The following is an 11,989-nucleotide window of genomic DNA, read 5'->3' as shown; positions in this document are numbered from 1 at the left end:
AATTTTAATTGATATCAACAATTTTTCCGTGAATTGCAGCAGCAGCAGCAATCAAAGGACTTGCTAATAATGTACGAGAATTTGGACCTTGACGTCCTTCAAAATTTCTATTCGAAGTCGAAACACAATATTTTCCTTCTGGAACTTTATCGTCGTTCATCGCCAAACAAGCCGAACAACCTGGTTCGCGCAATCTGAATCCAGAGGCTTCAAAAATTTTGTCCAAACCTTCTTCTATCGCTTGCTTTTCTACTTGTTTCGATCCCGGAACAATCCACGCAGTTACATTTTCATTGCGCTGTTTTCCTTTCACATAATTTGCTACTTCACGCAAATCTTCGATTCTTGCATTTGTACAACTTCCGATAAACACATAATCAATTGGATGATTGATGATTGATTGATTATCTTGGAATCCCATATATTTCAACGCTTTTTCAAACGATTCTTTTTCATTATCGCTTAACGAATCTTTAGAAGGAATACTGTCTTTCACCGAAATTCCCATTCCTGGATTCGTACCAAACGTAATCATTGGATAAATATCCGCAGCGTCAAATTCTATTTCTTCATCAAAAATTGCATCAGCATCACTTGGTAAAGTTTTCCAATATGCTACTTTTTGCTCCCAATCTTCTCCTTTCGGTGCAAATGGTTTATCTTTTAAATAAGCAAAAGTTGTTTCATCTGGTGCAATCATTCCGCCACGAGCGCCCATTTCTATCGACATATTACAAACTGTCATTCGACCTTCCATCGACATATTCTCGAAAACATCTCCTGCATATTCACAGAAAAAACCTGTTCCTGCATTTGTTCCAACTTTAGAAATGATATACAAAATCACATCTTTTGGTTGAACATTTGGATTCAGTTTTCCATTAACTGTAATTCGCATCGATTTTGGTTTATTCATCAACAAACATTGACTAGCAAAAACCTGTGCAACTTGACTTGTTCCAATTCCGAAAGCAATTGCTCCAAAAGCTCCATGCGTAGATGTGTGACTATCGCCACAAACCATGCTCATTCCTGGTTGCGTAACACCCAATTCTGGCGCAATAATGTGAACAATTCCTTGATACGGATGACCTAAACCATAAAAAGTAATATTATTTTTTTCGCAATTAATCGCTAATTGCTCTAATTGTTGTTTTGATAATGGATCTCGAACTGGCTTATCTTGATTAATCGTTGGTACATTGTGATCCGCAGTTGCAACAATTTGATTTGGTCGAAAAATTGGAATATTTCTCGCTTCTAATTCTGCAAAAGCTTGTGGACTTGTTACTTCGTGAATTAAATGTTTATCAATATAAATCACTTGTGGTCCATTTTCTACTTGGCTGACAACATGGGCATCCCACACTTTATCGAATAATGTTCTCATGCGAATTTTCTCTGTGATGTTTGATTAAACTGATGCATTAATCCAAGTAAATCTTCACGAACAACTTCTTTCTTCAAATCTGCAATTTCTAAAAATTGTTCATATAAAATATCTAATTCATTTTTAGATGTATCGAAACCGATATCTTTTAGACGATAAGCTAACGCCGAACGCCCGCTACGAGCTGTCAAAATAATAGAGGATTCATTAACTCCAACATCTGCTGGATTGATAATTTCGTATGTTTCACGGTTTTTAATCACACCATCTTGATGAATTCCAGAACTGTGCGCAAAAGCATTCGATCCTACAATTGCTTTGTTTGGTTGAACCATCATTCCCATTGTTTCAGAAGTTAATTGACTTAATTCTGTTAACATTTGAGCATTGATATCTGTATAAAAATTCAATTCTTTGTGTTGTCTAAAAATCATCACGATTTCTTCCAAGGCCGTATTACCAGCACGCTCACCAATTCCATTAATTGTACATTCTATTTGGCGTGCTCCATTTATAGCTCCTGCAACTGCATTCGCTGTCGCTAAACCTAAATCGTTATGATTGTGGCAAGAAATAATCACATTATCAATTCCTTGAACATGATCTTTTAAATATTTAATTTTATTTCCATACTCAAAAGGCAAACAATAACCCGTTGTGTCTGGAATATTAAGAACCGTCGCACCAGCTTTTATCACTTCTTCACAAACTTGAGCAAGAAAAGCATTATCCGTTCTTCCTGCATCTTCAGCATAAAACTCAACATCATCTACAAATGTTTTTGCATATGCAACCGCTTCAACTGCACGTTCGATAATCGCTTCACGATTCGAATTAAATTTGTGAATAATATGAGAATCCGAAGTTCCAATTCCGGTATGAATTCTTGGTTTTACGGCATATTGTAAAGCTTTAGCTGCAGATTCTATATCTTTTTTGTTTGCACGAGTTAAACCACAAACTGTGGCATTTTTCACTAATTTTGAAATTGCATTTACGGCTTCGAAATCTCCAGGACTTGAAATTGGAAAACCAGCCTCGATAATATCAACGCCTAATTCGTCCAATCGAGCCGCAATTTCTAACTTCTGTTTTTTGTTTAACTTACACCCCGGCACTTGCTCTCCATCTCTCAGTGTCGTATCAAAAATTTGAATCTTCTCAGCACTCATTGCAATTAGTTTTGTTTGTTATTGTGATGTAAAATTAAAATTGTACTAACTTTAAATTTTCAAATTGAAAAGTGTTTTACAATTCTTAAAGCTAAAATATTTATCATAATCATTTTATTTTCAATACATTATATATAATTTAATTACAATGTCAAATCATAACAAAGACGCACTATTTAGTTTAATAAAGTCACTTAATCGTTCCGAAAAACGTCAATTCAAACTTTATGTAAATCGTCTGCAAATTAATGCAGATGCAAAATTTTTGTTATTATTTGAAGCATTGGATAAGTTGGAAGAATATGATGAAACGGCTATTTTGAAGAAAAAAATTACCACGAAACAACAATTATCTAATCTAAAAGCGCATTTGTACAAACAAATTTTGTTTAGCTTGAGAATGAATCCTTCGCAACAAAATTCGCGTATGCAAATACGTGAACAGTTTGATTTTGCTACGATTTTGTATCAAAAAGGCTTACACAAACAAAGTCTAAAAATGTTGGACAAAGCCAAAACTCAAGCCTTAGATTTTGACGAAAAAGCCATTGCTTATGATATTTTAGAACTCGAAAAAATTATCGAATCACAATTCATTACACGAAGTATTTCTGGTCGTGCAGATCAGTTGATTGAACAATCGGAGGAATTGAGTTTACAGAATTTACAAGCAAGTAAATTGTCTAATTTATCGCTAAAATTGTATAGTATTTTGCTCGAGAATGGATACGCAAAAGATGATGATGAAATTCAAAAAATTCAGAATTTCTTTGATTCGGAAACAAAAAATATCGATTTTAAGAAATTAAAATTCAAAGAGAAACTGTGGTTTTACAAAGCAAATGTTTGGTTGTCGATGTTAACGCAAAACCTACACTCTGCCTATGAATTTTCGAAAAAATGGGTTGAATTATTTTACGAGAAAAAAGAACGAATTCTTAGTCATCCAGTTTGGTTTATTAAAGGAAATAGCTATTTATTAAAGATCTTATACCTGAAAAAAAATTCTGAAGAATTTAAATTTTGGTTTGATAAATTAGAATCTGTTTACGAGATTTTGCCTCAAAATGATAATGTGGAAGCGCTTTGGTTTATCAATAAATTTAATAGCAAACTGAATTATTTTTTCATTAATCCGAAAGAAAATATTAGTCCATTTTTGATTAAAGATATTTTACGCGAAATTAAATCGCATCATCATAAAATCGATAATCATCATATTTTGGTGCTTTATCTAAAAATTGCTGCCTATTATTTCTTAAACAAAGATTGGGATAATTCGTTCGAGTATTGTCAAAAAATAATCAATAGTGAAGCGTCAATTCAAGAAGATTTACATTTTTACACCTTGGTTTTGATTATGATGAATTTGTATGATTCTGGGAATGATCAAGAATTGGATACATATTCGTACAAAACGCATCAATTCTGCAAAAAGATGAAAAATAGTAATATTATTACACGAAAAATTAGTTTATTTTTTATTGAATTGAATGATTTGTACCCACATGAAAAAGTAAAAGCTTTCAGAGAATTAGATGATTTTTTGAAAGATTCGGACAATCAAAATTTGTTGCGAAGAAATACCAATTACATTAATCTTAGACGTTGGATGGAGGATAAAATTTAGACTTAAATTATCTGCATAAAATAATTTTAAAAATTTAGTGTTTATCATATATTTACATCTAAATTAACACATAAACACTATGTACCAAGATTACAAAGTTGGCGAACATAAAGCGAACAAAGGATTGCGCTTTTTAAATTTTATTATAGATTATGTATCAATCATTTTATTGACGATGCTATTTTTCGGTTTTATAGCAATTGTTATTGTGATCATTAATCCAGAAAGCGACATTATTTATCAATTAGAAAATATAAATCCTTTGATTGATAGAGTTATCACAGCCTTTTTTTATGTTTTACTAATTTTTTTATCAGAGTTTTTAACCAAAGGACGTTCATTAGGTAAATTTATTACAGGAACAAAAGTTGTGATGATTGACGGTTCTACACCTACAACGAAAGATTATTTTACAAGAAGTATTTGTAGAATAATTCCATTTGATGTTCTTACTTTTTTAGGAGAAAATGGTTGGCACGATAAAATTTCAAAAACTACAATTGTGAACAAAAAAGCTTTTGAAGCAGATTTATCACAAGCAGACAACATCGAAAGTATTGGAAAAACTGAGTTTGAATAATTTTCTATAAAATAAAATCTATTCAAATTATCTCAAAACAATAATTTATGTAAAAAATCATTGTTTTTTCTGCGTATTATTTCGCAAAAAAGGCTATTTATTAATACCTTTGCAACGTAAATATATTTTTGAGAAATGGAAAAACAACCTCAAGAGGTAGTGTTAGTTGGTGCTGGTATCATGAGTGCTACTTTAAGCATACTTCTTAAAAAAATAAATCCGGCTATTAAGATTTCTGTTTTCGAAAAATTAGATAAGATTGGATTTGAAAGCTCTGATGCTTTCAATAATGCAGGTACTGGTCACTCTGCTTTTTGTGAATTGAATTATACACCAATGGACAAAAATGGAGTGGTTAATATTGATAAAGCAATTAATATTGCAAAACAATTTGAAACTTCGAAAGAGTTTTGGTCTTACTTAGTCGAAAATAATTACGTTTCTTCTCCAGAAAAATTCTTACGTCCTACTCCACATATGTCTTTTGTTTGGGGCGATGACGATGTAAATTTCTTGAAAAAACGTTACGAAAAATTATCTCAGCATCCTTTATTTAAGGATATGGAATATTCGGATGATGTTTCTAAAATCAGAGAATGGGCTCCATTAATTGTTGACGGTAGAAAAGGTAATGAAAAAGTTGCGGCAACGCATATGAACTTGGGAACTGATGTGAATTTTGGTGAATTAACGCGTCAAATTTTCAAAGGTTTACAAGACAAAAAAGAAATCACGTTAGAAACTGAACACGAAGTAAAAGACTTAACTCGTCTTAGCAACGGAAAATGGGCAGTTAAAGTAAAAGATTTAAAATCTGGAAATAACAAAGCACTTAATGCTGATTTCGTATTTATTGGTGCAGGTGGAGGAGCAATTTTATTGTTACAAAAATCTGGAATTCCAGAATCGAAAAAATTTGGTGGCTTCCCAGTTGGTGGACAATGGTTAATTTGTCAAAACGAAGAAGTAATCAAAAAACATCATGCAAAAGTATATGGAAAAGCAAAAATTGGTGCACCACCAATGTCTGTTCCTCACTTAGATACACGTGTTATTGATGGAAAACAATCTCTATTATTTGGTCCATTTGCAACATTCTCAACAAAATTCTTAAAATACGGATCTAATTGCGATTTATTCAAATCTGTAAACTTAGGAAACGTAGGATTTTTGATGAATTGTGGATTAAACAATATCGATTTAACAAAATACCTGGTAGAACAAGTGATGTTATCTAAAGCGAAAAAAGTAGAAGAATTACAAGAATATTTTCCTGAAGCTAAACTAGAAGATTGGTTCGAACAAACTGCAGGACAACGTGTTCAAGTAATCGAAAAACAAGATGGAAAAGGAGTTTTAAAATTTGGTACAGAAATCGTAACATCTCAAGATGGAACAATGTCTGCCTTATTAGGAGCTTCTCCAGGAGCATCTACATCTGTTAGTGCAATGTTGAACTTAATGAAACAATGTTTCCCAGACTTGATGAAAAACAACTGGAACGAAGCAATCAAAGAAATGATCCCTTCTTACGGTGAAGATTTAGCACAAGCTGAATTAGTTGAAGCATCAAGAGCCCGTACAACTAAAGTGCTTAAAATTTTAGATTAAGATTTTCTTACATCATATAATTATAAATCCTGATATTCATTTGTCAGGATTTTTTTTGCACGAAACTTAAGAGCATAAAAAAAGGTTTGAGAATAAATTCTCAAACCTTTTAATTTTTTCTGAACATCTTAGTCTTTCTTGTCTTCGCTTTTGATAATTTCGTATTCAACTTGCATCACTCCTGTATTGGTGTGACCAATTTCGCTGAATGCAGCTTGACTTAAGTCTAAAACTCTAGATTTAGCGTATGGACCTCTGTCGTTGATTTCTACAACTACAGATTTACCATTTCTGATATTCGTAACTTTTACTTTCGTACCAAATGGTAAAGACTTATGGGCAGCTGTTAGTTCGTGTTTGTCATACGTTTCACCACTAGCTGTCTTGCGTCCGTGGAATTTGTCTCCATACCAAGAAACAACTCCTGTCGAGATTTTTCGAGCACTATTCTCGATAAGTTCTCCAACCAACTTTTCATCTTCAACTGATAATGTATCTTTTTTGATGGTATCATTATCAATATCGTTACTAAATCTTTTCTCAGAAGCTGGCATAATAATTGTGTCATTATTACCAGAATCCTTAAAAATTTTACCATCAGCATTTGCTATTGGAAAAATCATTAACATTGCTATAAACGCTGTAATGCTTTTCGTCATCCTTTAGATTTTTCTGATTTACTTTGCAAATTTAAGGGTATAAACAGCTTCTTATTTAGAATTATTCTAATCAATTGATTTTTAATTCTAAAATCTCTTGTGCTTTGCGAATTTAGATGCTTACAGCGATTTGTTAATTTAATGTTAAAATAAAACTATAATCCTAATTTTTTTGGGAATTATTTATTTAAATCGGATATACTATTGATTATCAATAAATAATAATTTTATATAATTTGAAGAAATTTATCTAATAAAGAAATAAAAAAGGTAAAGTGTTATAAACTTTACCTTTTCTTAATTTTTAAAGATTTAAAAATCAATTATAAACTAGCTAAAATATCTTTTACTTTAGCTGAAATTAATTTTCCTTCCGCTTTACCAGCTAATTTAGATGAAGCAGCTCCCATTACTTTTCCCATATCTTTTGGAGAAGTAGCGCCAACCTCTGCAACAATTTCTGTAATTGCAGCTGTTAATTCTTCGTCTGATAATTGAGCAGGTAAAAATTGTTGAATAACTTCTGCTTGTGCCAATTCTTTTTCAGCTAATTCAGCACGTCCATTTGCTTCGAATTGTTCAGCAGCTTCTTTACGTTGTTTTACTAATTTTTGTAATAAAGCAATTTCTTGATCTTCTGATAATTCTCCGTTAGCACCTGATGTTTTTGCTAATAATAATTCAGATTTTACAGCTCTTAAAGCTTCTAAAGCAACAGTATTTTTAGCTTTCATCGCTTCTTTTAACTGTGCCATTATTTGAGTTTCTAAATTCATTTGTTTTGCTTTTAGACTACAAATTTAAGACAAAAAAAGGCTCATCGCAAAAGCAATGAACCTTTTCTATAATAAGAATATTTTTTACGAGTGATCGTTTATTAATCTACGTTATCATGTAGAAAATTGTTTGGACGAATTTGCGTTTCGTTGTTACGATTAGTTCCTACAGAAAAATCAGAAGATTGATTATCATTACGATCAGATAAATTCAATCCTTGACGTTTATAAGCAGGAATTGCTTCGTATTCGTCTACTTGAGAATTTGTCATCGTGTTGTTGAATTTAAAATTAAATTGTTTCAAACGATTTCTTCTTTCTTCAATCATACTATTCAATTCAGGATCATTTGATTGCTCAATTGGTTGACTAAATGGATCTATAGCAACTTGTACTTCTTCAGCTTGTGGAGCAACAGAATGAGCTACATTAGATTGAACTGGCTCTACATTTCCATATCCTTCGTTCTTTGGAGCTTGATATCCAGCATAATTATTTTGAGGATAATTTGACTGTTCTGAAGCTACAGGATTAGAATATGAATTATATGTTTGATTATTATTTACATTATTCGTTGGTTCTTGCGGACGATTAAAATCTGATTTCAAACGTGGTTCGAAATCATCATAAGAACGTCTCTCTTGCACTGGCTCATCATCAATATCATCTAAAACATAACGCTTTGGAGAATTATTTTCTTCGAAAGATTCTTCTGGCGTATTGTGATAAGTTTGTTGTTGAAAACTTTGGTTAATATCTGCTTGACGATAATTATTTTGAGGAGCCTCTGGCGTTTGATTTTGTTGAGGCGTTTGTGGTGCTTGCTGAGAAGCATTAGAACGACCAAAATCTAACGTCATTGGTTTTACACGATTCACAAAAGGTTGCTCAACTGATAACGTTTTATTAATTGGTTGTTCTTCCTCTAATGTATGTACAATTTTTTGTTCCTCTTTTCCTGTATACGCCTGATCTTCTGTAGGAAAACCAGTTGCTACAACAGTTACAGAGATAGAATCTCCTAAATCTAAGTCTTCACCAATACCCATGATAATATTTGCACTATTACCAGCTTCTTGTTGAATGTAATCATTGATGATACCGATTTCATCCATTGTAATTTCGTTATTACCAGACAAAATCAATAACAATACGTTACGTGCACCCGTAATTTTGTTGTTGTTTAACAATGGAGAATCTAAAGCAGAAGAAATTGCGTCTTTCGCTTTGTTTTCACCAGAACCTTGCGCAGATCCCATGATTGCTGTACCAGAATTTTTAAGTACTGTACGCGCATCACGTAAATCGATGTTCATTGCATAGTGTTGAGTAATAACTTCTGCAATTCCTTTAGCTGCTGTTGTTAAAACCTCATCAGCTTTCGAGAAACCATTTTTGAAACCTAAGTTTCCGTATAATTCACGTAATTTATCATTGTTGATAACAATTAATGAATCGACATTTTGTCTTAATTTTTCGATACCTTTTTCGGCTTGTTCCAACCTCATTCTTCCTTCGAAAAAGAATGGCGCTGTAACAATCCCAACTGTTAAGATATCCATTTCTTTTGCAATACCAGCAATTACTGGTGCTGCTCCGGTTCCTGTACCACCACCCATTCCGGCAGTAATAAATACCATTTTAGTACCCTCGTCTAAAACAGCTTTTACATCATCCATACTTTCGATAGCAGATTGCTCTCCTACCTCAGGATTTGCTCCAGCTCCTAAACCTTCTGTTATTGCTTGTCCTAATTGAATTCTTGTTGGTACTGGACTATTTGCTAATGCTTGAGAGTCCGTATTACAAATTACAAATTCTACACCTGCAATTCCTTGTTCAAACATGTAGTTTACGGCATTACTACCTCCACCACCTACTCCGATTACTTTGATAGCTTGAGATCGGCTCTTTGGTAAGTTGAACACAATATCTCCTGTTAACATATCACTCATATTCTTCTTATTAAATTGATTCGTAATTTATTCTAGTTTATTCTTATTATTCAGTTTCGTTGATCATTTGGATAAATTTATCCGTCCATTTCGAAAAGAAATTTTTCTTTTCTGGTTTAGATTTAGCTTCTTTCTTTTCACCAATTTCTTGATCCAAGAATTCGTCTACTACTTCTTCTCTTTTTGGTTTTTGGATAATTTCTTCCTCAACAACAATTTCAGCTTTCACAGTCTTAGTTTGTTGTGTTGGTTGAATTCCAATTTCTAATTCTTCTTGGTTATTTAAATTATTAATAACTGGTTTTTCATAAATTTCGTGCTGATAATTCGCCGCTAATTCTTCTAAACCTTTCATTAATAATCCAACAGATGTTGCATATTCTGGTCCGCTAATTTCCTCAGCTTTTGCACCAACAATATGTTCGTTAGAGTATCCAATTCTTACATCCATTCCTGTTACATATTCTGTAAGTTGACGAATGTGTTTCAATTTAGATCCACCACCTGTTAAAACGATTCCTGCAATCAATTTTTTGTTTTGATCTTCGCAACCGTAGTTTTTCAATTCCAAATATACTTGTTCCAAAATTTCCTGCACACGTGCATGAATAATTTGTGACAATCTTTTTAATGATATTTCTTTTGCTTCGCGTCCTTTTAAACCAGGAATCGATACAATTTCAGTTTCTTTATTTTCTCCTGGCCAAGCAGAACCAAATTTTTCTTTTAAAGCTTCGGCTTGCTTTCCAATAATAGAACATCCAACTTTAATGTCTTCTGTAATCACATTTCCTCCAAACGGAATAACAGATGTGTGACGAATAATATTATCCTTAAAAATTGCAATATCCGTTGTTCCACCACCTATATCAATCAATGCAACACCAGCTTCTTTCTCTTCTTCGCTAAGCGCAGCACTAGATGATGCAATTGGTTCTAAAGTAATACTTGCCAAACGTAAACCAGCAGCTTTTACACAACGTGCAATATTTCGGATGGATGAAACTTGTCCTACAACCACATGGAAATTAGCCTCTAAACGGCTTCCGTACATACCGATTGGTTCGCGGATTTCACCTTCGTTATCAACCTTAAATTCTTGAGGAAGAACATGGATAATTTCTTCTCCAGGTAACATGACCAATTTGTAAACTTGATTTGTTAATAACTTTAAATCATTATCATCAATCACGTCTTCTGAATTGGTACGAGTAATGTAATCGCTATGTTGTAAACTACGAATATGTTGTCCGGCAATACCAACAGTAACATCAGTAATTTTGACACCAGATGATCTTTCAGCCTTATCAATTGCCTCTTTTATCGAGTTAATGGTTTGTGTAATATTATTTACAACACCTCTGTGTACACCTAAGCTTTTTGCTTGTCCGTGTCCAAGAATTTCGATTTTTCCGTTCTCATTTTTTCGTCCGACAAGCGCTACAATCTTTGTAGTCCCTATGTCTAAGCCAACTGCAATCTTACTATTGTTCTCCATTTTTTATTCGTTTGGTTGCTACAACTTGGTTTACAAATTTCAAGCTCAATTTTTCATAATCTTCAGTTCCTATAAAATCAATGTATTGATTATAGAATAATTTTAGATTATGTAACTTCTGTTCAAAGTTGTTTAAAGTTCCTAATTCTATATAATAGTTTCCTGTGTTTACAATTAAATTAAAAGAACGTTGTCCCACTTTTTGAATGGCTATGATGTGATTTTTTAATAAATCGTCAGCTTTCAAAGCTTGAACAAATTTACTCAAATCTTCATATTCATTCGGTTTTACATCACCAGAAACTAAAATTACATCCGCTGAATTTAATTTAGATAAAGGCATTTTTCCGCCTTTTGTTGTCAAATAAAATTCATTTTTCAGCGTCTTTATTCTTGCTACTGCTGAGTTTGCTTTTATGTCAAGTCGTAAATGTCCGTTGATATCTTTACTGACTTGTACAGAATCCACAAAAGGACTCTCACTTACTTTTTGTTCGATTTCTTTTACATTCACCTCTCGTAGAGATTGTTTCAGAATGTCTTTTCCATCTTTGTTGATAATTTCTCTTATCGATTCATCATTAATAAAATAATTATCAACTGGCTGAACAAACGCCACGTCAATTTTTTTCACAGTACGCGAAGCATTCTTAATTACCGTAAAACTAATCAAACCGATTAGCAAGGCAACTCCAAAAATCACTTTTATGATTTTCAA

At 32.6% G+C, this 11,989-nt stretch carries 10 protein-coding genes; 3 read left to right on the top strand and 7 right to left on the bottom strand.

Translation table 11 applies throughout. The annotated features are described in order from the left end of the window. Window positions 1-4: 4 nt before the first annotated feature. Window positions 5-1,390 carry a 3-isopropylmalate dehydratase large subunit gene (leuC, locus tag B4L98_RS06065; RefSeq protein WP_221855339.1) on the bottom strand — a complete coding sequence of 462 codons (1,386 nt, stop codon included), beginning with the start codon at window positions 1,388-1,390 and terminating at the stop codon, window positions 5-7. Continuing rightward, entirely contained in the window at window positions 1,387-2,562 is a 1,176-nt protein-coding gene (locus B4L98_RS06060) for a 2-isopropylmalate synthase (RefSeq protein WP_221855341.1), read from the bottom strand. The genes leuC and B4L98_RS06060 overlap by 4 nt, the downstream gene beginning before the upstream one ends. A gap of 148 nt (window positions 2,563-2,710) precedes the next feature. Here B4L98_RS06060 and B4L98_RS06055 point away from each other — a divergent pair, with 148 nt between their 5' ends. The 3 genes from B4L98_RS06055 (at window position 2,711) to mqo (ending at window position 6,383) form a co-directional block, all read left to right on the top strand. After that, window positions 2,711-4,192 (top strand): hypothetical protein, encoded by a 1,482-nt coding sequence (locus B4L98_RS06055; RefSeq protein WP_038332873.1) that lies wholly within the window; start codon window positions 2,711-2,713, stop codon window positions 4,190-4,192. Window positions 4,193-4,271: 79 nt separating this feature from the next. After that, window positions 4,272-4,772, top strand: a complete 501-nt coding sequence (locus B4L98_RS06050) for an RDD family protein (RefSeq protein ID WP_038332867.1) — start codon at window positions 4,272-4,274, stop codon at window positions 4,770-4,772. A 135-nt stretch (window positions 4,773-4,907) separates the two neighbouring features. Then, on the top strand, window positions 4,908-6,383 hold the full coding sequence (gene mqo, locus B4L98_RS06045; RefSeq protein WP_125349636.1) for a malate dehydrogenase (quinone): 1,476 nt from the start codon (window positions 4,908-4,910) through the stop codon (window positions 6,381-6,383). A gap of 128 nt (window positions 6,384-6,511) precedes the next feature. On the opposite strand, the gene B4L98_RS06040 is transcribed toward mqo, so the two are convergent. The 5 genes from B4L98_RS06040 to B4L98_RS06020 all read right to left on the bottom strand — a co-directional run bounded on the left by B4L98_RS06040 (window position 6,512) and on the right by B4L98_RS06020 (window position 11,989). Then, on the bottom strand, window positions 6,512-7,042 hold the full coding sequence (locus B4L98_RS06040; RefSeq protein ID WP_125349637.1) for a septal ring lytic transglycosylase RlpA family protein: 531 nt from the start codon (window positions 7,040-7,042) through the stop codon (window positions 6,512-6,514). Between the two features lie 323 nt (window positions 7,043-7,365). Beyond that, on the bottom strand, window positions 7,366-7,818 hold the full coding sequence (locus tag B4L98_RS06035) for a GatB/YqeY domain-containing protein (protein WP_125349638.1): 453 nt from the start codon (window positions 7,816-7,818) through the stop codon (window positions 7,366-7,368). Between the two features lie 101 nt (window positions 7,819-7,919). Beyond that, complete coding sequence (ftsZ, locus tag B4L98_RS06030; protein ID WP_286494801.1) at window positions 7,920-9,764, bottom strand: cell division protein FtsZ; 1,845 nt, start codon at window positions 9,762-9,764, stop codon at window positions 7,920-7,922. 55 nt (window positions 9,765-9,819) lie between these two features. Next, window positions 9,820-11,271 carry a cell division protein FtsA gene (gene ftsA, locus B4L98_RS06025; RefSeq protein WP_291047152.1) on the bottom strand — a complete coding sequence of 484 codons (1,452 nt, stop codon included), beginning with the start codon at window positions 11,269-11,271 and terminating at the stop codon, window positions 9,820-9,822. Next, complete coding sequence (locus B4L98_RS06020; protein ID WP_236688178.1) at window positions 11,258-11,989, bottom strand: cell division protein FtsQ/DivIB; 732 nt, start codon at window positions 11,987-11,989, stop codon at window positions 11,258-11,260. Before B4L98_RS06020 ends, ftsA begins: the two co-directional genes overlap by 14 nt.

The organism is Empedobacter sp. UBA5528 (assembly GCF_002426075.1).
Lineage (GTDB): Bacteria > Bacteroidota > Bacteroidia > Flavobacteriales > Weeksellaceae > Empedobacter > Empedobacter falsenii_B.
Note: the sequence above shows the minus strand (reverse complement) of the source record. Positions and strands in the feature narration are given on the sequence as shown.

What these genes read in the sequence shown, in the direction of transcription:
- B4L98_RS06050 (WP_038332867.1), top strand. Translation starts at nt 4,272, where the DNA reads ATGTACCAAGATTACAAAGTTGGCGAACATAAAGCGAACAAAGGATTG.
- B4L98_RS06035 (WP_125349638.1), bottom strand. Translation starts at nt 7,818, where the DNA reads ATGAATTTAGAAACTCAAATAATGGCACAGTTAAAAGAAGCGATGAAA.
- B4L98_RS06055 (WP_038332873.1), top strand. Translation starts at nt 2,711, where the DNA reads ATGTCAAATCATAACAAAGACGCACTATTTAGTTTAATAAAGTCACTT.
- B4L98_RS06060 (WP_221855341.1), bottom strand. Translation starts at nt 2,562, where the DNA reads ATGAGTGCTGAGAAGATTCAAATTTTTGATACGACACTGAGAGATGGA.
- mqo (WP_125349636.1), top strand. Translation starts at nt 4,908, where the DNA reads ATGGAAAAACAACCTCAAGAGGTAGTGTTAGTTGGTGCTGGTATCATG.
- ftsA (WP_291047152.1), bottom strand. Translation starts at nt 11,271, where the DNA reads ATGGAGAACAATAGTAAGATTGCAGTTGGCTTAGACATAGGGACTACA.
- leuC (WP_221855339.1), bottom strand. Translation starts at nt 1,390, where the DNA reads ATGAGAACATTATTCGATAAAGTGTGGGATGCCCATGTTGTCAGCCAA.
- ftsZ (WP_286494801.1), bottom strand. Translation starts at nt 9,764, where the DNA reads ATGTTAACAGGAGATATTGTGTTCAACTTACCAAAGAGCCGATCTCAA.
- B4L98_RS06040 (WP_125349637.1), bottom strand. Translation starts at nt 7,042, where the DNA reads ATGACGAAAAGCATTACAGCGTTTATAGCAATGTTAATGATTTTTCCA.